General features: G+C 59.9%; 31 protein-coding genes and 1 tRNA gene. 10 read left to right on the forward strand and 22 right to left on the reverse strand.

Annotated elements, in window-relative coordinates:
* Nucleotides 1–373: 373 nt before the first annotated feature.
* The 6 genes from SYNCC9605_RS15370 to SYNCC9605_RS04800 all read right to left on the reverse strand — a co-directional run bounded on the left by SYNCC9605_RS15370 (nucleotide 374) and on the right by SYNCC9605_RS04800 (nucleotide 2,179).
* Nucleotides 374–505, reverse strand: a complete 132-nt coding sequence (locus SYNCC9605_RS15370) for a hypothetical protein (RefSeq protein ID WP_257929948.1) — start codon at nucleotides 503–505, stop codon at nucleotides 374–376.
* 6 nt (nucleotides 506–511) lie between these two features.
* Nucleotides 512–694 carry a hypothetical protein gene (locus tag SYNCC9605_RS04780; RefSeq protein ID WP_041434529.1) on the reverse strand — a complete coding sequence of 61 codons (183 nt, stop codon included), beginning with the start codon at nucleotides 692–694 and terminating at the stop codon, nucleotides 512–514.
* A 92-nt stretch (nucleotides 695–786) separates the two neighbouring features.
* Nucleotides 787–1,086 carry a DUF3303 domain-containing protein gene (locus tag SYNCC9605_RS04785; RefSeq protein ID WP_156782993.1) on the reverse strand — a complete coding sequence of 100 codons (300 nt, stop codon included), beginning with the start codon at nucleotides 1,084–1,086 and terminating at the stop codon, nucleotides 787–789.
* Between the two features lie 129 nt (nucleotides 1,087–1,215).
* Nucleotides 1,216–1,524, reverse strand: a complete 309-nt coding sequence (locus SYNCC9605_RS04790; protein WP_011363937.1) for a hypothetical protein — start codon at nucleotides 1,522–1,524, stop codon at nucleotides 1,216–1,218.
* Nucleotides 1,525–1,536: 12 nt separating this feature from the next.
* On the reverse strand, nucleotides 1,537–1,782 hold the full coding sequence (locus SYNCC9605_RS04795; RefSeq protein ID WP_011363938.1) for a DUF3104 domain-containing protein: 246 nt from the start codon (nucleotides 1,780–1,782) through the stop codon (nucleotides 1,537–1,539).
* A gap of 61 nt (nucleotides 1,783–1,843) precedes the next feature.
* Complete coding sequence (locus tag SYNCC9605_RS04800; RefSeq protein WP_011363939.1) at nucleotides 1,844–2,179, reverse strand: hypothetical protein; 336 nt, start codon at nucleotides 2,177–2,179, stop codon at nucleotides 1,844–1,846.
* 273 nt (nucleotides 2,180–2,452) lie between these two features.
* Between SYNCC9605_RS04800 and SYNCC9605_RS04805 the strand changes: the two genes are divergently transcribed.
* Nucleotides 2,453–2,881 carry a hypothetical protein gene (locus SYNCC9605_RS04805; RefSeq protein ID WP_041434532.1) on the forward strand — a complete coding sequence of 143 codons (429 nt, stop codon included), beginning with the start codon at nucleotides 2,453–2,455 and terminating at the stop codon, nucleotides 2,879–2,881.
* Nucleotides 2,882–2,930: 49 nt separating this feature from the next.
* Here SYNCC9605_RS04805 and SYNCC9605_RS04810 read toward each other — a convergent pair whose 3' ends face one another.
* A complete protein-coding gene (locus SYNCC9605_RS04810) occupies nucleotides 2,931–3,590 on the reverse strand; it encodes a tyrosine-type recombinase/integrase (RefSeq protein ID WP_156782994.1) in 660 nt (219 codons plus the stop codon).
* Nucleotides 3,591–3,904: 314 nt separating this feature from the next.
* Nucleotides 3,905–4,153 (reverse strand): hypothetical protein, encoded by a 249-nt coding sequence (locus tag SYNCC9605_RS04815; RefSeq protein ID WP_156782995.1) that lies wholly within the window; start codon nucleotides 4,151–4,153, stop codon nucleotides 3,905–3,907.
* 122 nt (nucleotides 4,154–4,275) lie between these two features.
* Here SYNCC9605_RS04815 and SYNCC9605_RS04820 point away from each other — a divergent pair.
* A tRNA-OTHER gene (locus tag SYNCC9605_RS04820) sits at nucleotides 4,276–4,378 on the forward strand.
* 376 nt (nucleotides 4,379–4,754) lie between these two features.
* Here SYNCC9605_RS04820 and SYNCC9605_RS14555 read toward each other — a convergent pair.
* Nucleotides 4,755–5,102, reverse strand: a complete 348-nt coding sequence (locus tag SYNCC9605_RS14555) for a hypothetical protein (RefSeq protein ID WP_156782996.1) — start codon at nucleotides 5,100–5,102, stop codon at nucleotides 4,755–4,757.
* Nucleotides 5,103–5,357: 255 nt separating this feature from the next.
* On the opposite strand from SYNCC9605_RS14555, the gene grrA reads away from it, so the two are divergent.
* From grrA to SYNCC9605_RS15670, 3 genes are all read left to right on the forward strand, one after another.
* Nucleotides 5,358–5,753: a GrrA/OscA1 family cyclophane-containing rSAM-modified RiPP gene (grrA, locus tag SYNCC9605_RS15785; protein WP_011363943.1), complete on the forward strand. Its 396-nt coding sequence runs from the start codon at nucleotides 5,358–5,360 to the stop codon at nucleotides 5,751–5,753.
* 156 nt (nucleotides 5,754–5,909) lie between these two features.
* Nucleotides 5,910–6,056: a hypothetical protein gene (locus tag SYNCC9605_RS14560; protein WP_156782997.1), complete on the forward strand. Its 147-nt coding sequence runs from the start codon at nucleotides 5,910–5,912 to the stop codon at nucleotides 6,054–6,056.
* Nucleotides 6,057–6,086: 30 nt separating this feature from the next.
* Nucleotides 6,087–6,548, forward strand: a complete 462-nt coding sequence (locus SYNCC9605_RS15670) for a hypothetical protein (protein ID WP_041434540.1) — start codon at nucleotides 6,087–6,089, stop codon at nucleotides 6,546–6,548.
* Between the two features lie 150 nt (nucleotides 6,549–6,698).
* Here the strand turns inward: SYNCC9605_RS15670 and SYNCC9605_RS04850 are convergent, their stop codons facing one another.
* The 4 genes from SYNCC9605_RS04850 to gloB all read right to left on the reverse strand — a co-directional run bounded on the left by SYNCC9605_RS04850 (nucleotide 6,699) and on the right by gloB (nucleotide 8,665).
* Nucleotides 6,699–6,911, reverse strand: a complete 213-nt coding sequence (locus tag SYNCC9605_RS04850) for a hypothetical protein (protein WP_011363945.1) — start codon at nucleotides 6,909–6,911, stop codon at nucleotides 6,699–6,701.
* A gap of 274 nt (nucleotides 6,912–7,185) precedes the next feature.
* Nucleotides 7,186–7,413 carry a DUF3136 domain-containing protein gene (locus SYNCC9605_RS04855; RefSeq protein ID WP_011363946.1) on the reverse strand — a complete coding sequence of 76 codons (228 nt, stop codon included), beginning with the start codon at nucleotides 7,411–7,413 and terminating at the stop codon, nucleotides 7,186–7,188.
* A 45-nt stretch (nucleotides 7,414–7,458) separates the two neighbouring features.
* Nucleotides 7,459–7,884 (reverse strand): RidA family protein, encoded by a 426-nt coding sequence (locus tag SYNCC9605_RS04860; protein ID WP_011363947.1) that lies wholly within the window; start codon nucleotides 7,882–7,884, stop codon nucleotides 7,459–7,461.
* Between the two features lie 31 nt (nucleotides 7,885–7,915).
* Nucleotides 7,916–8,665, reverse strand: a complete 750-nt coding sequence (gene gloB, locus SYNCC9605_RS04865) for a hydroxyacylglutathione hydrolase (protein ID WP_011363948.1) — start codon at nucleotides 8,663–8,665, stop codon at nucleotides 7,916–7,918.
* 40 nt (nucleotides 8,666–8,705) lie between these two features.
* On the opposite strand from gloB, the gene hisG reads away from it, so the two are divergent.
* Genes hisG through SYNCC9605_RS04880 form a run of 3 tightly spaced genes read left to right on the forward strand, consistent with a single transcriptional unit; the run spans nucleotide 8,706 to nucleotide 11,634 of the window.
* The gene (hisG, locus tag SYNCC9605_RS04870) at nucleotides 8,706–9,356 is read left to right on the forward strand and encodes an ATP phosphoribosyltransferase (RefSeq protein WP_011363949.1); all 651 of its coding nucleotides are present in this window, start codon (nucleotides 8,706–8,708) and stop codon (nucleotides 9,354–9,356) included.
* A complete protein-coding gene (locus SYNCC9605_RS04875; RefSeq protein WP_011363950.1) occupies nucleotides 9,356–11,134 on the forward strand; it encodes an ABC transporter ATP-binding protein in 1,779 nt (592 codons plus the stop codon). The genes hisG and SYNCC9605_RS04875 overlap by 1 nt, the downstream gene beginning before the upstream one ends.
* Nucleotides 11,135–11,148: 14 nt before the next feature.
* Nucleotides 11,149–11,634: a GNAT family N-acetyltransferase gene (locus SYNCC9605_RS04880; RefSeq protein ID WP_156782998.1), complete on the forward strand. Its 486-nt coding sequence runs from the start codon at nucleotides 11,149–11,151 to the stop codon at nucleotides 11,632–11,634.
* Nucleotides 11,635–11,643: 9 nt separating this feature from the next.
* On the opposite strand, the gene SYNCC9605_RS04885 is transcribed toward SYNCC9605_RS04880, so the two are convergent.
* From SYNCC9605_RS04885 to SYNCC9605_RS04895, 3 genes are read right to left on the reverse strand one after another with little or no spacing between them, the layout of a single operon-like run.
* Nucleotides 11,644–12,333: a TIGR04283 family arsenosugar biosynthesis glycosyltransferase gene (locus SYNCC9605_RS04885; RefSeq protein WP_011363952.1), complete on the reverse strand. Its 690-nt coding sequence runs from the start codon at nucleotides 12,331–12,333 to the stop codon at nucleotides 11,644–11,646.
* Complete coding sequence (locus SYNCC9605_RS04890; protein WP_041434541.1) at nucleotides 12,321–12,962, reverse strand: TIGR04282 family arsenosugar biosynthesis glycosyltransferase; 642 nt, start codon at nucleotides 12,960–12,962, stop codon at nucleotides 12,321–12,323. The genes SYNCC9605_RS04885 and SYNCC9605_RS04890 overlap by 13 nt, the downstream gene beginning before the upstream one ends.
* A 1-nt stretch (nucleotide 12,963) precedes the next feature.
* A complete protein-coding gene (locus SYNCC9605_RS04895; protein WP_041435543.1) occupies nucleotides 12,964–14,091 on the reverse strand; it encodes a trypsin-like peptidase domain-containing protein in 1,128 nt (375 codons plus the stop codon).
* 83 nt (nucleotides 14,092–14,174) lie between these two features.
* On the opposite strand from SYNCC9605_RS04895, the gene dnaA reads away from it, so the two are divergent.
* Nucleotides 14,175–15,572, forward strand: a complete 1,398-nt coding sequence (gene dnaA, locus SYNCC9605_RS04900; RefSeq protein WP_041434542.1) for a chromosomal replication initiator protein DnaA — start codon at nucleotides 14,175–14,177, stop codon at nucleotides 15,570–15,572.
* On the opposite strand, the gene SYNCC9605_RS04905 is transcribed toward dnaA, so the two are convergent.
* The 3 genes from SYNCC9605_RS04905 to SYNCC9605_RS04915 are packed head-to-tail and all read right to left on the reverse strand — an operon-like array spanning nucleotide 15,573 to nucleotide 17,717.
* Entirely contained in the window at nucleotides 15,573–16,241 is a 669-nt protein-coding gene (locus SYNCC9605_RS04905; protein ID WP_011363956.1) for a ParB/Srx family N-terminal domain-containing protein, read from the reverse strand. It lies immediately after the preceding gene.
* A 23-nt stretch (nucleotides 16,242–16,264) separates the two neighbouring features.
* The gene (locus tag SYNCC9605_RS04910) at nucleotides 16,265–17,497 is read right to left on the reverse strand and encodes a glutathione S-transferase family protein (protein ID WP_041434543.1); all 1,233 of its coding nucleotides are present in this window, start codon (nucleotides 17,495–17,497) and stop codon (nucleotides 16,265–16,267) included.
* Nucleotides 17,472–17,717: a hypothetical protein gene (locus SYNCC9605_RS04915; RefSeq protein WP_041434546.1), complete on the reverse strand. Its 246-nt coding sequence runs from the start codon at nucleotides 17,715–17,717 to the stop codon at nucleotides 17,472–17,474. The genes SYNCC9605_RS04910 and SYNCC9605_RS04915 overlap by 26 nt, the downstream gene beginning before the upstream one ends.
* A gap of 114 nt (nucleotides 17,718–17,831) precedes the next feature.
* On the opposite strand from SYNCC9605_RS04915, the gene gorA reads away from it, so the two are divergent.
* Nucleotides 17,832–19,190, forward strand: a complete 1,359-nt coding sequence (gene gorA / locus SYNCC9605_RS04920) for a glutathione-disulfide reductase (protein ID WP_011363958.1) — start codon at nucleotides 17,832–17,834, stop codon at nucleotides 19,188–19,190.
* A gap of 118 nt (nucleotides 19,191–19,308) precedes the next feature.
* Here the strand turns inward: gorA and SYNCC9605_RS04925 are convergent, their stop codons facing one another.
* Genes SYNCC9605_RS04925 through SYNCC9605_RS04935 form a run of 3 tightly spaced genes read right to left on the reverse strand, consistent with a single transcriptional unit; the run spans nucleotide 19,309 to nucleotide 21,744 of the window.
* Nucleotides 19,309–19,581 (reverse strand): hypothetical protein, encoded by a 273-nt coding sequence (locus tag SYNCC9605_RS04925; RefSeq protein WP_257929950.1) that lies wholly within the window; start codon nucleotides 19,579–19,581, stop codon nucleotides 19,309–19,311.
* Between the two features lie 53 nt (nucleotides 19,582–19,634).
* Nucleotides 19,635–21,143, reverse strand: coding sequence for a GMC oxidoreductase (locus SYNCC9605_RS04930; protein ID WP_011363960.1), 1,509 nt, complete (start codon nucleotides 21,141–21,143; stop codon nucleotides 19,635–19,637).
* A 4-nt stretch (nucleotides 21,144–21,147) separates the two neighbouring features.
* Nucleotides 21,148–21,744: a cytochrome c oxidase subunit 3 gene (locus SYNCC9605_RS04935; protein ID WP_011363961.1), complete on the reverse strand. Its 597-nt coding sequence runs from the start codon at nucleotides 21,742–21,744 to the stop codon at nucleotides 21,148–21,150.
* Nucleotide 21,745 lies beyond the last annotated feature (1 nt).

The raw sequence follows: 21,745 nt of genomic DNA on the forward strand, positions 1-21,745 counted from the left end.
ATGGGGAGTTCATCCACACGCGTCGGCTTCGGAAGAGCGATCCGATAGCTGGCAGAACCCCTGTCTCCTGCGTGAGCGATCGCGGGAGGCACCGTTCTGTGCAACGGAATTCCGAAGAAAGTTGGTGCGTTCGTGGAGAAACAAAGTAGCGCAGCGAACTTGTAATCACCGATGCCGCATCGCTCGGGAAGGACAGAGTTCTTCTCGCGGCCTCAGTAGCCTCCCTTCCTTAGGAGCCGTTAAGCCCTTTGGAGGGTGCTGCCTTGTTGCTCTGGCCCAGCTGGAGCAAGGACAACCGATGATGTTTGAACCTCAACTGCTGACCGAGGAGGAAGCGCAATAGCGTGCCTCCTGCGGTTGGCATGTCGATGAATCAGCCGTCGTCCTTGCCCTTGTCTTTCGGCGGGTCTGTGGATGCAAGCGTCTTCGCCTTACTGCTGAAGATCACCTTTGCGATGACTAAGGCAATCGCAATGGCGCCCAGCAGAAAGCCAAGAAGCTCCATTGCTGATCAGGCTTCGACTTCAGCTTTTTTATCAGCTGTGTCTTTGACTTCTTCAGTGGTTGCTTCGGCTGACTTGGACTTGCTGTAGGAGCAGCCCCCAGCGTTGGCGACGTTGGCGAAGGCAGCCATAACCATGATCGCGATGACCACGGTGCCGCCGAAGAAAGCAATGTTCGGATGACGGTTCATGAGAGATGGACCTAAGAGTCCGCGAACCCTATCGACTCAATTCAGTCCTTGGAGACGATTGGTAGCCGTCGCTTCTTAGCTGAAGTCCCAGGTCAGCTGCTCATGCTCTCTTCAAGCTCGACATACTCCTCATCGCTGAGACCAGGAGTGATCGTCGCGGTAACGCCGAGACCCTTGGTCCAGGGGTAAGTGTGCTTTTGGACTGTTACGAGGTTGTCGGCCTCCACCAAAAGACAGCCACCACCGAGGTGAGGGTGGATCTGACGTGCCAACACCTTGAAGCCCGCGTACTCATCCATAGGCTTTCCGCCTTTGATGTAGTCAACGATCGCCTGCGTGTACTTCTCGTTGGTGGGATCTGGGGCGCACCAATGGATCATGAAGCGGGCCATCAGAAAGCGTCCGAATTGCGCAGGACTTTGGGACGCCAAGTACGAAAACGATGTCGTGCTGGTTACCCCAATAGAGATGTCGGTCAGACCCTTGGGCAAATGCGGATCACCAAGAACCACCGTTGAAGATCAGAAGAACACGTCCCCTTCAACTTGGGGGAGTGGGGGTCTTGGGGCTCTCCCTTCGCCGTTGCAGAAGGCAACGCTGAGTGCTCGAAGCTGAGGGGTATTGGGATCCTTGGAGTCCTTTCTGTTCCTCTCCACACCTTGCTGAACGCAGGTATTGAAGTTCCGTGCCTGCTGCGCGATGGGGGCGATCTGAATGGCTCCGTAGATCACCGCGAAGGTGGCTAACACCGGATACAGGTGGGCGTTGATCAGGTCTCTGGCTTTGCTCATTGAGTTGGCCTGGCTGTATTCAGCATGATGCGAAGGCATCAGGGCGGCAGTTCAGACCCTGGGGCAGATGTGAGTCACCAGATCGGCGTTGACCCAGTTGATGACGCCCGTGTCGACGTCAGCCACCTGAAACAACGTTGGAACCTTGGGGTTTCTGGCGCCTCCATCGACCCAGAGCACGTCCACCATCCTCCAGTCGCTTCCGTCTTCAACGATTACTGTCATTCCTGCTTTGACGTGCAGAAAGATCGGATCCGTCTGTGGCGTTGAAACGCCACTCTTGTGATCAACAGACATGCCTTTTTTGAGTACAGGTGTGTATCTCGAGTGGGGTGGTGTTTGGCAGCAAGGCGAAGGATCACCACCAGCTCTTAACGCGAGGACAGCCCGGGTCATCTGGCACCGTCACCACCGACAGTCGCTGCAGACCACGGCGGTAATCAAAACGGCAAAGACCAACGCCCGTGCCGGAACAGGTCGAGAGGCTTGTTAACCCAACAGATGCCCAGCCCCGCGCCTCAGGCGTTGGCAATGTTTCTGGGGCGGGACGCCACCCATCGGCAATCAGGTGGCGATTCGCCTCAAGGATGGTCTGCTTGGCACTGAGTTGCGGTCCATTCGGCTGAGGCTTGGCGAAGGCAGATCCGCCCATCAACCAGGGCAACAACAGTGACAAAACAAAGCAACGTGCCATGGAGGGTTGTTCCCTTTCGATGCATGCACCATCTCCGCAATCAACGACTCAACTGATGACGCCAGTTATCCGCTCGTGTGATGTTGGTCACAGGGGTCACGCCGCCGCGGTGCCGCCGGTTTCCTTTGGTGGACTGCGTGCAAATCCGAGGAACAACGAGCAGATCTGAGATCAGTCTTCCGTGCAAGCACGAAACATTGGCTGAGGACCTCGACGATGCAGGGCTTGCCTAGGTCGAGAAGCACTTCATCTCAGCGGGGTTGCTGTAAGTCAATGCTGATCTGCGATCTGAACAACTCGGCGGCAGTAGGCGATGAACTCATCAGGAGGCATGTCCCCCTTGGCGTCATTGGTCTGCCAACTGACGATTTCAAAGTCAGCAACTGGCTCGGCTTTGACGTGATCAATGGTCGGCAGCATCGCCATCTCTTTTTTGTAGGCAGCCCCTTTTGCCCTTGCCTTGTTGTCGTACTCGCCAATCAGTTTTGGATTGAGCTTGGAACCGTCGTAGGGATCAAAGCCGGTGCAGCGATGAAATGCCTGGTCGATGGCCTCTATTGCTTTCTTGACGCTGTATTCGCCACCTCGCTTCTTGTCGCGCCTGGTGACCGCTACAGCCTTCCGCTGGATCAGTTCGCTGCATTCTTATCGCTTTTCCCAACTCAAGCAGGAGTACTCCAACTCACATCGACCCCTCATTGACTTGAACCTAGATAGCAATGAGATTTTGAGCATCTCTTTCAATCTGCAATCAGCTCGCCCTCGCCAGGTCGCCAACAGCTCGCCGTACTGACTCCTTGGTGTCCTCGTCAGTTGTCCATTGGCCGTAGTGCTTCTGATGGGTTTTGACGTCGTGTCCCATCAGGCTGGCTAGGTCTCTCACTGGAACGGCACGTGTGTAGTACTTGGCTCCCCGCCAGGCATACCCGTGGCGAAGTGAGTACGGCACTAACCCGTTGGTTTCCCCCTGGAGTGATTGCCAGTAGGGATGTCGATCCAGGTACTGACGAAAAGCTGCGCCACAAGTTTTGAAGTCTTTGGCGTTGGCGATGGCCGTTGGAAGCTTGATCAAGCCAGAGGCGTAAAGCTGCAAGCAGCGAGCTCCTTCGCCGGGAAGCTCTTGCAGATCCAACGGTTGGAGCAATCGCGGCTTCTTTGGGTTCTTGGCCATCTGCTTGTTCCGTTTGACGTTGCCTGCCTTCAGCTCACCGTCTTCAACCTTGAGAGCCATGAGCTCTGATGGTCGCAATCCATAGAGACCCACAAGGGCGACGGCTAGTCGCAACTCGGGGTTTTCGTCCAAGGACAGCAGCAGTCCATGCAGCTGTTCTGGCTTGATTGGAACGGTGTCGGCGTTGGGGTCTTCTCGTTGTCCCACCAGTAGAGCCATCTCTTCTTTGTCTGTCGGCAACCACTGCTGATCTGCGCCATATCGTTTGACGGCAAAGGTCAGTAGGCGGGCAACGTCAGAAAGATGCCGCTTACGGCCAGAGCCACCAGGAGCAAGATTTGCCAGATGCTCCACTGCTTACACCGCAAGTAGCGCTCTTCCATCCTTTGGCGCTCGCTTTGGCTTGCCAAGCAGCTTCAGGGCATTGGTGATCTTGTATCGCTCATCTCTGTCGTAAGTGGTTTGCTTGCAGCCACTGTTCAATCGGAATTGCTCGTACCGCGCGGCGATTTCATCCCAATCCAACTGACCTGGAACGGCTTCGGGGACAACCGCTAGTAAGTCGTAAGCCTCAGCCAGGGAGCAAGGTCATCCATGCGTTGGCGCAGCTCGATGACGAGCGCCAAAAGTTTGGTTTGGCTGCTGGATCGCCACGGCAACTGAGTCGTGACTGCTTGCTTCCCTAGGCCTGGGAGAACACGCACCAACCTGACGCGTTCCGACTGTTCTTCCAGCCGCCACTCTTTGCCGTGCTCACGCCGAAGCATCGTTCGGGTGTCATCGATCCAGGTGGTCTTCGGCACTGAACACATACATCAAAAGCAGGGTGTCGGAACTGCGCCCTAGCTTGGGGCATTTTCTAGGGCATTTTGTTCCGTGCTGGTGCGTCCTGGGGTAGGCGGCTTAGACTCAATTCCTTCAAAGTCCATTTGCGGCAACAGGTTTTTCTTGCTGTCTCAGGCGTTCTCGCGGAAAGCACTGCCTGCATGGCATGCAGGGGGTCAGGAGTTCGAGTCTCCTTGGCTCCATTCAAAAAGAGCCCAGTCTTTGACTGGGGTTTTTTAATGCGCGTTCTTACGCTGGCCTCCTAGCACTCCATCTATGGCGTTGATCAGTCCTGCCACGACATGGTGGGTTGCAAGCTCTGGTCATCAACCTGGGCTGATCGTTATTTGCATCCCATTGCCTTGTTCCCAAAGGCGGCCTCACTGCCAATAAGAGGGTCTGGCTCTTGACTCCATACCCAACGCTTGAACCCTTCAGAACCGACAGACGCTCCAGCATGGCAGCTGCAGGAGTAGATCCAAAAGGTGCCTTCGTCATTGCGGCCCATGCGTGCTTTAACGCCGAAGAAGACCCCAACGAGGATTGCAAAAGGCAGAGCTTTTAGAAAGTGGCTGATCATCAACTGAGATGACTCAGGGTCAACATGCCCAAGTCGAATGATGTGGTCAATGGATGGGCTGGGCTTCTAAGGCTGGTTGAGGGCAGGATGGATGTATGGGCAAGAAATCCAAAAAGGCCAAGAAGGCGCAGCAGACCTTCACTCCCCTGATTTGGCACAAGACGTGCATCAAACGGATCAGGCAACGCTTTGGTTTGAGCAAATACCAAATGCTCTGGATCACCTTTGGCAAAGGTCTGGTGATCGGCTACGTCCTGGCGTTCCTGGTTCACCGCTGAATGGACTCCATTCAGAAGCTTGTAGAAAAGCTCGTCGATCGACGGATGCAGAACACGGGAGAGTCTCAAGCGGTAGTCAGGGCAAACGTGATGGCTGCCTTCGAGAAGCTCAAGAAGAACAAGGCTTAGTGCTTGTGCCGTGCTTAGAAACTCTCAGCAGAGCCTCAGAACTAATCAGAGGGACACCGTTTAACTGGCAGGGCTCGAGGGCACACACGGAACCAGGCCCAGGAGACCTTCTCTTCCCTCCTGGGTTTTTTATTGCCTGAGCAGAGCGGGAAAATTTTTGCAGTCACGACTTACCGATGACTCGCCGCTTTCATCGTGGCAAGACCTTCAGAATTTCAGCTGCTCAATTCGGCGAATGAAGCCAACCACCCTTTTGGAACTCTGGTCCTCCTCCGCACGTGGAGCAGTGTTGGTGGCACTGAGGCTGGAACATATTCAATCCAAAAAGCTGACAACAGCGTCGAAGAACGCATTGCTGCTGCACGGAGTGACGAAGGCTGGTCGCACCTGTTGAAGTCAAAGCTGCACCAATCGCTGGAGTTCGCTGCTTGGGGTAACGGTCGCGGACGTGGCTGGGCTAACGGCGGTGGAGGCGGTGGTGGCTTCGCGAATGCCCGCTATGGAGGTGGATGGGGCAACGGTGGCGGCTGGCGCAACGGAAGCGGTGCTTGGGGCAACGGTGGCGGTCGGCGTGGCTTTGTGAATTGGTGAAACTGCTACTAATCCATCTCCCAACAGAACAATCACCCCGTCAGTAAAAGCGGGGTTTTTGCTTGAGCGGACGCAATAAAAAGCCGGGTCATCACACCCGGTCCATGCGCAGGTGAATCTGTTCCTCGGCTAAGAGGCGACGTGCAAGAGGGCAGCATGCTGATTCCACCACGACCCCTCTTTCTGGAGCCTGGCGACATCCCCAAATGGGTGATCTTTGCGACGGCTTATATCCCTCAACTGAGGGATGCGGTGGAGCAGCTGCAGCAGGGGGCACCACCTCGTGACGAACGAGGGCATTGACGGCATCATTCACGGAGTCGTACCTGTCCGATGCTCCACCGACTCTCTATCGGACTGCTGGCGACAGCGATCTTCATCGTCCCGTTGCCCGCAAAGGCTCAATACGGCTCTGCCGAAGATCTTGGTGAAGTCATGAACATTAGTCTCAAGGATGTGGTCAATACCATTTTCGCTGACCAATGCGCATTGCAGGTTGCCAATGCTGGTTCTGGGGCCTTTGGTTGGCTTGCTGATGCAAACAAGGTGTTATCGATCAGCGATAGCCTTTCCTACGACGAATCCCTTGATACGCGCTTTGCCTGGGATGTCACATGGCATTTTGGTGTTAACGGTTTGGATGATGGAAATGTAGACAATTTCCTTTTCAATCATTCGCATCCATCAGACATCAGCGAACATGATGAGCAGTTGCGCCAGCTCGATTCATGTCTCGTCGGGATGCAGCAACCAGTCGTCCTGCCACCGCTTCCGCTTCCTCCTTTGAAGCAATAGTTGCATTGTTTTCCAGCGTGATGATGAATAGGAACTGGCTATCGATCTTTCGTGCCTGCTTCTGCTTGACAGTCGCAAACTATTCTGCTTGATAAAAGTATTTATCTCATTCTTTCTCGCCTTAATCAACAACCTTTAGGCTTGCATTGATCAGGATCTGTTCGCCATCAGCCTGATGAATGATTCTTTGAAAGATCCGAGTTCGGATTGGTAAATCGATTCGTTCTGAGGCATCAAGCTCTCAGGTTGTCGATGCCTCGGATCTTCTCCATTGCGCCAGGGGGTGAACAACAGGAAATTTCCGGCCACCAGCCCTGCCGTCACGATCACCGCAGCGAGCTGCTCCAGCTGTTCGATGTCCATCCCTGCATTGTCCCGCTTTCCCCGAGCAAGGACGATCCCTTGAGTGTTGACGGGTCTTGGTTCAGCTGTGGCCGCAGCTCCAGGCAGAGGGCCGCCCCAAGCATCACGGTGATCACTCCAAGCCCCTGGCTCAGCTTTAGCTGCCTTTTGGGCTTGCGAAAAATACAGCGGGTCATACCAAGACCTTGCTTCTGAACCTGGTTTAACCCTTTCTTTCAGTTCAAATTGAAGCGTTGGCCACGAGAACGCTGGGAAAACGCTGAGAAAACCGGTCTCAATCCTCTTTTGGATTCTCTATGTCGCGACGGATCAATGCCAGCAGGTAGGAGGGCGATTTGTAGCGGGTGGGCAGGCAGCGGTTCAGCGTTTCCAGATGCCCCCAGCAAACCGTGCGCTCAATGTCCTGAGCGGTTTTTCCCTGCTGGAGGAGACGCCGTAGCGCCTTGCAATACATCGGATAGCCCGCCTCTAGTTCACCGATGGTGAGTTTCGCCTGAGGCATAGGACCACTGAAGCCAGTTCCAACCTATGCCCCCGCGGGCCAGGCTCAGCTGCCGAGCCAGGCGACGCAGTCGATTTCCACCCGTGCTCCCTTGGGGAGAGCTGCCACCTGAACGCAGGCGCGAGCTGGACTGACCCCCTCACCAAACACCTCGGCATAGATGCCATTCACGGTTTGGAAATCGCCCAGGTCCGCCAGGAACACCGTGGTGCGCACCACCTGAGCAGGCGTGGCGCCGGCTTCTTTCAACACAGCACAGAGGTTTTTCAGCACCTGATGCGTTTCCGCCGCCACATCACCGTTTCCCACCATCTCGCCGGTTGCTGGATCCAGTGGAATCTGTCCGGAGCAGTAGAGCCATTCGCCGGCAAGCACCGCCTGGTTGTAGGGCCCAACCGGTGCAGGGGCGTCTTGTGTGGTGATGGCCTTGGCGCTCATGGGGTGGTTCTGAACAGCAGTCACCTCGATCATCGCCGTTGGTGATCCCGTTCTTCGCCATCGATCACGTCGGTCGCCATTGATCCTTGTGTGAGCGCAGAAAGCCCAATTCGGCCGCTGAGCTGGCCTGCATGAACAGGTTGGTGCGGCGCTCCAACCCAATACTGCTGGGCAGGCTGAGCTCGCCTTTGGCGCGGAGACTTCGCACCTCCCGGTAGCGCTCAACCAGCACCGTGTTGTTTGGCTGTTGTGCCACGGCCCATTGCAGGTTGGCCTCGGTGTACTCGTGGGCACAACACACCTGGGTGGCCTCGGGAAGTTCGGCCAGCTTCTGCAGGGCCTGATGCATCTGTTCAGCGCTGCCTTCAAACAGTCGGCCGCAGCCCCCGCTGAACAGGGTGTCTCCGCAGAACAAGAGTGGCCTGATCTCGGCGCCCTTTGGGTTCGGAAGGAAGAAAGCGATGTGGGCCCTGGTGTGGGCCGCCACATCCATCACCTCCACCGTTTCTCCAAGAACTGTGACGTGGTCTCCACCCCGCACCGGCATGGTCTGGAACGGAATCCGCTCCCGGTCATCCGCGGAGGCAATCACCTCTGCCTCCGGCCAGCGTTGCAGCAACTCCGGTGTGCCGCCGATGTGGTCGGCATGGTGATGGGTCTGCAGAACGGCCGCCAGGCTCAACTGGCGTTTCTCCAGCCACGCCCGCACCGGTGGCGCAACAGCAGGGTCGATCACCACGGCCTCCGCGCCCCTCACCCAGATCCAGATCACGTTGTCCTGAAGCACCGGCAAGGCATGAAGTGAGGAATGCATCGTTAAAGTCCTGCCTGGTTAACCGGTCAGCGCTCGACCCATGATCACCGTCGCGTTGGCCAAGGGAGCGCTGCTCAAAGATTCGGTGGCCCGCTTTGCGGCGGCGGGGCTTGATTTTTCCGCTGTTCTGGACAAGGACAACCGTCAGCTGATGGTGCCCACCCCTTGTGGGCGCGCCCGGGCCCTGCTGGTTCGCAACGGTGATGTGCCCACCTATGTGTCCTACGGCCAGGCCCAGCTAGGGGTTGTGGGCTTCGACGTGCTCAAGGAGCATCAACTGCCTGTCGCCCAACTGGTGGACTTGGGCTTTGGTGGTTGCCGCATGGCTGTGGCGGTTCAGGAGAGCAGTGGTTACACCCGTGCCGCTGATCTGCCCGCCCACTGCCGCGTTGCCAGCAAGTTCACCCAATGCGCTCGGGAATATTTCGATGCCCTCGACCTTCCCGTTGAGTTGGTTCACCTCAATGGCTCGGTGGAGCTGGGTCCCATCACAGGAATGTCGGAAGCGATTGTCGACCTGGTGGCCACCGGTCGCACTCTGCGTGAGAACGGCCTGATCGCCATCGAAGACCTGTTTCACTCCACAGCTCGACTGGTCGGGCACCCCCTGTCCGTTCGTCTGGACAACGGCCCCTTGGCCTCCATCGTCGATGCGATCCGCGCAGCAACACCCGTCGGGAGCTTCAGCTGATGGGAGCCGTCGCCGACTGGCGCCGGGTCCGTCGTCTCGGCCGTTACCTCGTGCGGGATCGCCGGCGGCTTTTGGTCGCCCTGCTGCTCTTGCTTCCTTTGGCCTTTGCGGGAGCACTCCAGCCCGTTCTATTGGGGCAGGCTGTCAGCGTTCTGCGCGGAGAGCCCAGTCTTCCCTGGTTGTCGGGGTTGAGCCTGTCCGCTTCGATCCGCGTGATCATCTGGCTCTACTTCGGCTCGGTGTTGCTGCGGTTCGCCCTGCAGGGCGTGCAGCAATTCAGCATCCTCGCCGTCGGACAACGGCTCACCGCCCGCATCCGCGACGACCTGTTTGAACATGCGTTGTCGCTGTCCCTGCGTTTCCACGACCGCATGCCGGTGGGCAAGTTGCTCACACGGCTCACCAGCGATGTGGATGCCCTGGCTGAGGTGTTTGGCAGTGGTGCCGTGGGGGTGCTCAATGATCTGGTGAGCCTGCTGGTGCTGGCCTCAACGATGCTGTTCATTGAGTGGAGGCTGGGGCTGCTGCTGTTGTTCACACAGGTGCCCGTCACCTTGGCCGTGCTTTGGCTGCAGCGCCGTTACCGGAAGTCCAACTACCGCGTACGGGAAGAGCTCTCCCAGCTCAATGCTGATTTCCAGGAGAACCTCCAAGGCCTTGAGGTGGTGCAGATGTACGGCCGTGAAACGGTCAACAGCGCCCGTTTCCTGCGTACGGGCAGGGACTACCGCAGCGCTGTGAATGGCACCATCTTTTACGACAGCAGCATTTCAGCCTTCTTGGAATGGGTGGCCCTGGCCGCCATTGCCCTGGTTCTGGCCCTTGGCGGCTTGATGGTGACCAATGGTGCGATGGGCTTGGGCACCCTCACCACCTTCATCCTGGCCTCCCAGCGTCTGTTCGACCCTTTGCGTCAGTTGGCCGAGCGTTTCACCCAGATTCAGGGTGGGCTGACGGCCGTCGAACGCATTGGCGAATTGATGGAGGAGCCCCTCGAGATTGCCGAGGCCAAGAACGTCCTTCCTCACCTGAGCGGCGGAGGCGGCGAGGTGATCTTCGAGAACGTGAGCTTTGCGTACCGGCCGGATGACCCGATCCTCCGCAACCTGTCCTTCCGTATCGCCCCCGGCGAGCATGTCGCCCTGGTGGGCCCCACGGGTTCCGGCAAAAGCACGATCATCCGTCTGCTCTGCCGCCTCTATGAACCACAGCAGGGACGCATTCTTCTCGATGGACGGGACATCCGAACGATCCCCATGGCGGATCTCCGGCGTGAGCTGGGCGTCGTGCTTCAGGACACGTTTCTGTTCAGCGGCAATGTGGCCGACAATCTCCGGCTCAGTGCTTCGGTGAGCGACGGTGAGTTGGCTCAGGTCTGTGCTGAGCTCGGCCTCAACGAGCTGCTCTCGAAGCTTCCCAAGGGTCTGGAGACGAAGCTGCGCGAGCGGGGAGGCAACCTCTCCTCAGGTGAACGCCAACTGCTGGCGGTGGCCAGGGTGGCGATCCGCCAGCCAACGGTGTTGGTGATGGATGAAGCCACCGCCTTCATGGACCCTTCAACGGAGGCGACGCTCCAAGCCGATCTCGACCGGGTCCTGCAAAAGCGCACCGCCATTGTCATCGCCCACCGCCTGGCCACGGTGGAGGCCTCGGATCGCATCCTTGTGCTGGGCCGCGGCGAACTGATTGAACAGGGCACCCATCAAGAGCTCAGGGCCCGCGGTGGGCTTTATGCCCAGCTCGCTGAGCTGCAGGAACGGGGGTTGGCGCGTCTGTGATCGCTCCTCTGCCCATGCCAGCTGAGCCGCTGTTGGAGCAGTACGGCCAGGGGGCGCGCCTTTGCCCATGTGCCAATGACCAGATCACATTGGTGTTCAGCCAGGAGTACCCCTTCGATCTGGTGGAGCTTGAGCAGTTGCTGGAAGCGGTGGGCTGGAGTCGCCGCCCGATTCGCCGGGTGCGGAAAGCTCTCAGCCACAGCCTGCTCAAAGTTGGGCTCTGGCGGCACGACCCCAGGGTTCCCCGTCTGGTGGGTTTTGCGCGCTGCACCGGCGATGGTGTGTTTGAAGCCACGGTCTGGGACGTGGCTGTGCACCCCCTCTACCAGGGAAATGGTCTGGGCAAGCAGCTGATGGCCTACATCCTCGAGGCCCTCGATCAGATGGGAACCGAGCGGGTCAGCCTGTTCGCCGATCCGGGCGTCGTCAGCTTCTACCAGGGCCAGGGCTGGGATCTCGAGCCCCAGGGCCATCGCTGTGCCTTCTGGTACGCCAACTGATCGGATCCTTCAACGCCGATAGATCCGCAACAGCTGCTCCGTTGATCGGCCCTGCCGCCAGAGCCAGCGCAGCCGGGCATTGCGCCAGGCCTGCATCAGCACTCTCCGCGACTGCCAGCGCTCCCCGCTGGTGAGCAGGGAGCAGTTCAATGAACGGAGGGGAGCGACCTTGCTCAGGCGTTCCACCAGGTCCAGGTCTTCCATCAGCGCCAGGGGCCGGTAGCCGCCCACCCGCTCATACAGCTGGCGCTGAATCAACAGGCCCTGATCGCCGTAAGGCCGTTGCAGCCAATGGCTGCGCAGGTTCACCATCCGCTTCAGCAGCCACAGCATCGGCCGCCCGTCTGCATCCACGTTGAAGTTGAAGAACCAGGCGCTCAGGTGAGACTCCGGCCTGTCGAGAACCCTCGCCACCTTTTGATGCCAGCTGCCCGGGAGGCGGCTGTCGGCGTGCAGCACCAGCACCCAGGCATGGGAGCTGTGGTCGACGCCCCAGCGCAGCTGTGGCCCCCGTCCGGATTGCGGGTTGTCGAGCACGCTGGCACCGGCCAGCTGCGCCACCACTCGGGTCTGATCCCGGCTGCCTGCGTCGGAGACGATCACCTCCAAGTCTCCTGGCCATCGCTGCAGATCCGCCAGCAGCAGTGGCAGCCTGCTGGCTTCCTCCAGGGTTGGAATCACAACGCTTAGCCCTGCCATGGCTTGAGATCGCTCCAGTGATCCAGATCATTCCGTTGGGGGACGAGGGCGCATGACAGCTGCCGTCTGCGCGCCGCCTCCAGCGTTGCCTCCAGCACGGTCGGGCCGCCCCAGGAAATGCCGGTCAGCGGCCAGTGCTGCGGGCTGCGGATCAGGGATGCGCCGATCCCCAGCAGCCAGTACCCCCCATCGGAGGCTGGTCCAAGCACCAGATCATGGCGTTCCAGGTGCTCAACGGCCTGCTTCAAATCATCAGCATTGAGTTCGGGCAGATCCGTGCCGATCACAAGGCAGGGCCTGTGCTGGTGATGGCCGTGCATCAACTGCCGTCGCAATCGGGTGCCGAGTTGCCCCCTCCCCTGCAACCGCACCAGCCCCAGCCCCAGCTGCTGCCCCCAGCGCGTGGCAGCCCGGGGCCCGAGCCCGCTCACCGCCAGTACCGGCTTCATCTCCATGGCGCCGGCCAGGCCGCGCACCACCGCAGCGGTGTGATGCGTGAGCCGCCGCTGAATCCTTGTGGCGCGCTCGCTGCTGTTGGACAAGCCCAGCCCGTTGTTGAGATCGCAGCTCAAGCGGCGTTTGCATCGGCCCGGTGATGGCCAGCGGGCCATCACGACGATCTCCACCATTTCAGTTGTTGCGCGGCAGTTCTCGCGGGCGCACCTCCACGGTCAGGTCCTCTCCGTTGCGTTGGAGGGTGAGCTGCATCGGTTCTCCTACCTGGCCGCGGTCAACGGCGAGTTGAACGTCGGTGGGCGTTTGAACGGGGTTGTTCTCCACCTTGAGAATGAGATCGCACTGGCGGATGCCAGCTGCGGCGGCCGGTGTGCCTTTCACCACCTCCTTGACCAGAACACCATTCACCTCGGGAACGCTGCAGGCACTGTTGGTGGCATTGATCTCCCGGGCTAGCTGCGGGGTGAGGGGCATCAGCTGCACGCCGATGAAGGGATGGGAAGCTTGACCGGTGCTAACGATCTGTTGCGCGATCCGCTTGGCCAGGTTGATCGGAACCGCAAAACTCAAGCCGCCGCCGGGGGCAGTACGGATCGCGGTGTTGATGCCGATTACCTGACCGCTGGCATTGATCAGGGGGCCGCCGCTGTTGCCGGGGTTCACCGCTGCATCGGTCTGGATGTAGGGCACCCGTCGTCCGGAGCCGAGGGCATCGGTGCGATCGACGGCGCTGATGATGCCGGCGGTCACGGTGTTGTTGAGCCCAAACGGATTTCCGATGGCAATGGCCCATTCGCCTGGCTTGAGCTGGTCGGAGTTGCCCAAGGCCGCCACCGGCAGCTTGTCAGCCACCACTTTCACCACCGCGACGTCGGTGAGGGGGTCGGTGCCGAGCACCTTGCCTTTGAAGTTGCGACCGTCCGGAAGGGTCACGGCCACCTGATCAGCACCACGCACCACGTGCTCATTGGTGAAGATCAGGCCGCTGGTCCGGGTGATGAAACCGGAGCCCTGGCCCTGCTGCCGCTGGCTGGAGGGACCCATGCCGGAAATCTCTCCGAAGGGGTTTGAGATCTCCTTCACCACATCGATGCGCACCACGGCAGGGCCGACGCGATCCACCGCCTTCACGATCACGTTGTCCCCCGGCTGCAGCGGAGCACTTCGGGGCTGATCGTGCACTACCGGCGGCGCTGTCATCGGTGGCTTGGGCGTCAGGCCCAGCTGGTCTCTCACCAGGCTGCAACCGGAGAGTGCGCTTCCGGCCAGGGCGATGGCAAGCCAATGCTGGGCGTTGGGCATCACGACGAGATGTGTGCTGATGCATTTAAGACGGCCTGAGCGGATCGGCATGCGTAGATTCAGCGCTCGGGCGATGGGCGGTTTTGGCGCAGACGGGCGAAGAGCTCTGGATCAAGGTGCGGGATGGGTTGCAGGCCAAGCTGAGCAAGCCCACCTTCGAAACCTTCATTCGCCCCACGGGTTGCAGCGGCTTTGCCAATGGAGAGCTGAAGCTTTTGGCCCCGAATCCCTTTGCCAGTGTTCGTCTGCGGGAGCAGCTGCTGCCCACGATCGCCGAGATGGCCAGCAGCATCAGCGGTCAGCCCGTCCAGGTGACGGTTCTGGCGGAAACCGCCCTGCCGCTGCCGGACGCCACCGATGAGGCCTCAGCCGCTGCAGATGCGGCTCCGCCTCCAGCGGCCCAGGAGTCGGCATCGGCTCCGGCTCGGAACGGCTTCCAACGGCGCTACCTGCCCGGGCTCAATCCCCGCTACGTGTTCGGCCGTTTTGTGGTCGGCCCCAACAGCCGGATGGCCCATGCGGCGGCTCTGGCTGTGGCAGAAGCACCGGGCCGGGAGTTCAACCCTCTGTTCATCTGCGGCGGTGTGGGCCTGGGCAAAACCCACCTGATGCAAGCCATTGGTCATTACCGGCTGGAAATCGACCCCGGGGCTCGGGTGGCCTACGTCTCCACAGAAACCTTCACCAATGACCTGATTCAGGCCATCCGCAAGGACGGGATGCAGGCCTTCCGCGATCGCTACCGCGCCGCCGATCTGATCCTGGTGGACGACATTCAATTCATCGAAGGCAAGGAGTACACCCAGGAGGAGTTCTTCCACACTTTCAATGCTCTTCACGAGGCAGGACGTCAGGTGGTGATCGCCAGTGATCGCCCCCCCAGTCAGATACCGCGGTTGCAGCAGCGCCTGATCTCCCGGTTCCAGATGGGCCTGATCGCTGACATTCAGTCGCCTGACCTGGAGACACGCATGGCGATTCTTCAGAAGAAAGCGGAGCAGGAGCGCATGTCGCTGCCCCGTGATCTGATCCAGTACATCGCCGGCCGCTTCACTTCGAACATCCGCGAGTTGGAAGGGGCCCTGACCCGAGCCGTGGCCTTCGCCTCCATCACGGGCTTGCCGATGACCGTGGAATCGGTGGCACCGATGCTCGACCCCACAGGTCAGGGGGTGGAGGTCACGCCGCAACAGGTGATCGACAAGGTCTCTGAGGTGTTTGATGTCACGGCAGAGGAGATGTGCAGCAGCACCCGTCGCCGCGCCGTGAGCCAGGCCCGTCAGGTGGGGATGTACCTCATGCGCCAGGGCACCGACCTCAGCCTGCCGAGGATCGGCGACAACTTCGGCGGAAAGGACCACACCACGGTGATGTATGCGATCGAGCAGGTGGAGAAAAAACTGGCTTCCGACCCCCAGCTCGCCGGTCAGGTGCAGAAGGTGAAAGATCTGCTGCAGATCGATTCCCGTAAGAAGCGCTGATCAGCGGCAGGCTTTCTTGTCGCCTTTCCAGCCCGGCATGTCTTGTGCAGCGGCAGAGCACACCAGTTGGCGTGCTGCTGCTAGAGCTGGTTCCAGTCGCCTGGAGCTGAAGGGGGGCAGTGGGCGGCTGCGCAGCCAGGCACCCCACCGAAACTCGTGATACGGGATCAGGGGCTGAGGTTTGATCCAACCCTCCTGCTTCAGCTTCCACACAAGGCTCCTGTAGGGATCGTCGTCCAGCCCCAGCAGGCTCATGGGCAGCTGCTCGGCAGGGCGCGGACCGTTGCCGCGTCCGTCGTAGAGGTAGAGCCAGCCTTGGTTGTGCAGATAGGTCAGCACACTGCTTCGGTCGGCTGTTGGGAGGTCCTGCACCACGTAAGCCCAGGTCGTGGCACCTGGATCAATGCCGATCAGGCCTCGCAGCCGGTGGTGCCGGTCCAGCATCCACATGGCGCCATCGGCAGATCGGATCAATGGGACCGGTTTGCCGCGCAGGTAGTCAAGACGCTGCTGACGGGTGTCCTGGGCGAAATCTTTTTCGCGCGACCAGATTTCCGCCAGCCCTACACACCACTGGGTAGGCCGCAGCTGCGATGCAGACACCTCGATCAGTTCAGTTCCCCGATCGGGGGCTGGGATCGGTTGGTAGGCGGGCAGCCGCAGGGGCACGACTCACTCTTGGCGCCCCCGCACTATGACCCAATCAAGAAGGGTCGGGGATCCTGATCAAAGCGATCCCTCACCGGCAAGGGATTGGCCTGCTCAGGACCATCCAGCTGGGCGGTGGCTTCGAGGGCCTGACGCAGCAGTCGCGCTGCCGGGAGTGGCATATCCCTTGGAACCGAGATGCGATCGCGCAGATAGCGCAGCCCGGCGGCACTCCCCGCTGGAGGCGGGCAGGGTGTGTTGCGAACCAACCGGGTGAGGGCGCAGCGCAGGGGCTGGTCAAAGGCTGCAGAACCCATGGGGTTCACGGCGCGCAGCCGCTGCTGGTGACGCAGCACCCGGCTCAGGGCGATGATGGCCGGATCGGCTTGATGGTCTGCATCCCAGCAGGCTTCGTCCTCGTCAAGGCCATCACCTCTGTCGATCCGTTCGGCCAGGCGCTTCGCTTCTTCACAATCGTCCGACCAGCAGCCGCCCATCTGGGGAGGCAGGTCATGGGCATGGGTGTGAAAGTCGCTTTGGGTGCCGCGGTAGGTCCCCAGTTGCTCCAGGGCACGGAACCAGTGGTCAATGGCTGGATGCTCAGCCCTCAACCGGTATCCCTTGTAGTAGGCCAGCGAGGCATTCATCCGTTCCACGTAGGGAACAAAGATCAGATCCACGGTCTGTGGCTCCGGTCCCCGTAGCCATGGGCCTTCCATGCGTGTGAGCTCGCTTTCAAAGCGCTGGGCGATGCCATGAAACTGCTCTCGGGCCAGAACCTGTTGCCTCCGGCTCAGCCGTGGTGAACACAGCCAGATGCACCAGGCCTGAAACAGCAGCCGTTCAAGACGGCGCAGTTCAAGAGCTTCCGGTGCTGTCATTGCCATGCCCATGGGGCCGAACTGCTGTTCGAGGGCCAGCAGGATGTCGTCGCTTTCGGTGATCAGCCGCCCGTTGAGCTCCAAAGCCGGCAGCATTCCCGAAGGCACTTTCTCCAGGAACCACGGCTCCTTCGAGCCGTAGCAACGCATGGTGACTTTGCGGATCCTGTAGGGGATGCGCTTGAACTCCAGCCAGAGCCAGATTTTTTGACAGTAGGGGCACCAGGCATGGTGGTCGCGGTACAGCGTCACCATCACCTTGGATTCAGGCTGTCCGAACAGGCGCAACGTGGCCTGGGCACTGGTCGGCCCTTCAATCCGATTCGGTTCCGGCGTTGCCAGGCTGGCCAGTTCCGACCAACTCAGGGGTTCAGCTGATTCCGATGAAAGGGGCATGCAGGATTGGCGCAAGCGTTGCCCGTCCATAGGACTGCCAGTCGCCCAATTCGTGCATCAGTGCCAGACAGTCCTGCTGGCGGCCCTGATCAGCCAGCTGTTTGAGCCGCAGCTTCATGTCGTCGCTGGTGATCATCATCACGATCTCGCGGCGTTGTGATCGTTTGAGGCGCAGCTCGGGTTCAGGCGGCTGCCTGCGGCGCTTGGAAGAACGGTTCATGGTCTAAGGACGCGGTTGAAGTACGACCGACTCGTCTTGGGCTTTACGGCCTTCTTCCCCGGACCATAACGCCATCTTTACGATGACGCCCGTCGTCTTTGGCACTCTGCCGTTATGGGCGCTGATCTAGATCTGGTTGTTCTCGGGGCGGGGTCCGGTGGACTGGCCGCTGCGAAACGTGCGGCCCGTCATGGAGCTCGTGTCGCGATCGTGGAGGGAGATCGCGTCGGCGGCACCTGCGTGATCCGCGGCTGTGTTCCCAAGAAGCTTTTGGTGTATGGCGCCCAGGCCCGCCATCAATTGGCGGATGCATCGGCCTATGGCCTTGAGATCGGTGCGGTGCGTTCGGATGTGCCTGATCTCCTGCGTCGGGTTCGCGCCGAGGTGGATCGGCTCAATGCACTCCATCTCGGATTCTTGGAGAAGGCCGGCGTTCAGTTGCTCTCCGGTTGGGGACGCTTCACGGCACCAGATCGCATCGGCATTTCCGATCAACGTGGTGGGCCCGTGCGGGAGGAACTCACGGCCCCGCGGTTTCTGGTGGCGGTTGGTGGTCGTCCGGAGCGTCCGGACATTCCAGGCACTGAAAAAACCTGGGTCAGTGATGACATGTTCCTGCGCGAGGATTTTCCTCCAGCGATGGTCGTGGTGGGGGCCGGTTTCATCGCTTGTGAGTTCGCCTGCATCCTGCGAGGCCTCGGTGTTGCGGTCACTCAGGTGGTGCGTGGTACGCGCTTGCTGCGGGGATTTGATGCCGAGTTGGCGGACACGTTGCTTGATGGCATGCGTGAACAGGGCATCGACGTGCTTCTGGGGCAAACGGTGGTGGCTGTGGAGGGTGAGCCCGGTTCGCTGACGGCTCGTCTGGGGAATGGTCAGTCCTTGGACTGCGGGGGAGTGTTGATGGCCACCGGGCGTCGCCCCTGGCTTTCGGATCTTGGGCTGGACGCTGCTGGCGTTGCGCTGGACAACGGCCGCATCACTGTCGACGCCAACTCCTGCACTTCGGTTGCCCACATCCATGCCGTCGGCGATGTCACCGACCGGGTCAACCTCACGCCTGTGGCCATTGATGAAGGTCGTGCTTTCGCCGACAGCGTTTTTGGTTCGCGTCAGCGCCAGGTGAACCACGATCTGGTGGCCTGTGCCGTGTTCAGCGATCCAGAGCTGGCGACCGTTGGCCTATCGGAAGAACAGGCCATCGAACGCCACGGTGTGGATGGTGTTGTTGTGCATCGCGCCCGCTTCCGTTCCATGGCGAGGGCCCTGCCCGCCTCGGGTCCCCGCTGTCTGCTCAAGCTGGTGGTGGAGAAGCACACCGATCGGGTGCTGGGCTGCCACATGGTGGGTGAGCATGCTGCGGAAATTATTCAGATGGCGGCGATTGCCGTGGGGATGGGCGCCACCAAGGCTGATTTCGATCGCACCATGGCGCTGCATCCCTCCGTCTCCGAAGAGTTCGTGACGATGTAAAAGTTCTGGTCCTATTGATCTAGAGGACCCGACAGTCATTCATATACGGACGCATGCCGAAAAGGAAGCTTCTGATTTTCAAGGTTCCCTGAACTCTGACACGATCGTCTTCTCTTAACTACAGGATTTTGTTGGTGTCGTCACTGTTGAATTTGCAGAAGAGTCTGCCGAACTCGCTGTAGCCCTCGATGATCAGATCGTTGCTGTCAATGCGGTCCACACGACCATCAACAATCGCGAATTGATTGTGGTATTCGCTTTTTACAGCGAGCTGATTTTCGCTGTACAGCTCGTGGATGGCGTTGACGTTGTTGACCCAGATTTGAGAGAGAGCAGCATTCCCCAGCAGGCCAAGTCCGGTGGCCAGGCCAATCCCTAACGAAGTGGACAAACAAATCGGATCACGGTGCATCCTTTGATCAGAAAGGAATTCTGCAGGAGTCGCTAGCCGCAAAGGTGATCGGCCAGCCGCAGCGCCAACGCAATCACCGTGAGGCCAGGGCCAACGCTCGGGCAACTGGGAAACACGCTGCTGTCGGCGATGTAGAGATTCTCCAATTCATGGCATTTGCCCTGAGGGTCCACCACGGAACTGGCGGCGTCTTCACCCATGCGGCAGGTGCCGCAGCCAAAGCCCACCACGCTGAGCGGGGCTTCTCCTCGGGCATGGGTGGGAGCCTTCAGCACAACCTTCGTGATCGGGTCGTTTTCCACGTCTTTAAGGGTGTCGATCCAGCGATACACCAGCCGGTCGTGGGCTTCGCGGTTGTTGGGGATGTAGTTGATCCTGATCTGCTCGTTGTTGAGCCACACCTTGTTGTGGGGATCCGGTCGGACTTCGGTCATGGCCCACCAGGCCACCGAGCGGGAGGCCAGGCGCTCCAAACCGAAGTCGGGGATGAGCTTGGTCACCAGCGAGAGCACCGGTGGTGACTCGGCAAACAGTGCGTCCTGCAGCACGCCACCGGCGGCCTGAATGTGGCCCAGTGGAAAACTGACGTTCTTGTCTCCCCAGTAGTAGTCGTTGATTCCCAGTGAACGTCCGTAGCGGCCGCTGTTCCGTTCCGTGGCCAGCTGCAGGATTGAGGTGAGCTGCAGATTCATCAGGTTCCGGCCCACCTGATCAGACCCGTTGCCGATGCCCTTGGGATGGTGGGCATTGTCCGAGCGCATCAGGATGGCCGGCGTGTTGATGGCACCGGCAGCAAGGACCACCAAATCGGCACTGAACAGCCAGAAATCGCCGTTCAGTTCCGCTTCCACACCCCGAATGGCTCGGCCGTTGGGATTCACGTGCAGGCGCAACACCCGTGCGTTGTCACGCACGTTGAGCCGTTTGGGTTCACCCACCTGCAGCCCAAACAGCTGGGCATCACCGCTGGGATCGTCAGCGTCGTCCGACCAACTGATCGGGATCTCGTAGGGCTGGCAGCCCTGACGCTGAAGGGCGCCACGCAGGGGTTCGAGAAAGGGTTCGATGGGCTTGGGTGGAGCCAGGAAATCTCCCTTGCGTTTGGGTTCGGTGGGATCAACCCCCGCTTCGCCATGCACCCGATACAGCTGTTCGGCCTGGTGGTAGTAGGGCTCTAGCTCGGCGTAATCCAGGGGCCATGCCGGTGAGATGCCGTCCTGAAGCGCAACCTCCTCAAAATCTCTTTCGCGCATGCGTTCCAGCACCGCGCCCCAGATCTTGGTGTTGCCACCTCGGGCGTAGGTGGTTTGCGGGGCAAAGGGATCGCCGTCAGGGCCGAACCAGCGTTCACTCTTGGGGTGGTAGCGATCCTTGCGGAACAGATCCACGTCGGCGACGTTCTGGTCTTCAAGGGCCATCGCTCCGCCGCGCTCCAGCACCAGCACGGTCTTGCCCTTGCGGCTCAGGGCTCCCGCCAGGGTTCCCCCTCCGGCACCGCTGCCGATCACGATCACGTCGTAGTGGTTGTCGTCGATGATCATGGAATTACTGCCACACGTAGATCAGAAGGAACAGAAGGATCCAGATCACATCAACGAAGTGCCAGAACAGGCTCACCGCAGCAACGCCCATCTCGCCTTTGTCGTAGTTCCCGGGAACAAACGAACGCGCCAACATCAGGCCCATCAGCAGGATGCCGGTGATCACGTGAAGGCCGTGAAAGCCGGTGAGCAGATAGAACATCCCTCCGAACACTCCGCTGCTGAGGCTGAATGTGAGTTCCGACCATTCGATGTATTGGCCGTACACGAAATAGGAGCCCATCGCCATGGTGAGGAACCACACAGCACGGAAGCCCCAGAGGTTGCCCTTGTGCAGATAGCGCTCAGCGAAATAGGCCACAACGCTGGAGCTCACCAGGACAACGCTGTTGATCAGCGGCATGCGTACCTCCAGCCCTTCGACGCCGTCCGGTAGCCATTGGGGGGCTGTGAGCTTGAGCACGGCGTAGCCGGCAAAGAAGGCCAGAAAAATGACGCTCTCGGAGCAGAGGAAGATCACGAAACCGGTCATGTTGTGGCCGTCGTGCTTCACATGGCCGGGGGTGTGATTCAGCTGTAGATCGGGATTGACGCTGGTCATT

The sequence above is a fragment of the Synechococcus sp. CC9605 genome, from assembly GCF_000012625.1.
Taxonomy (GTDB): domain Bacteria; phylum Cyanobacteriota; class Cyanobacteriia; order PCC-6307; family Cyanobiaceae; genus Parasynechococcus.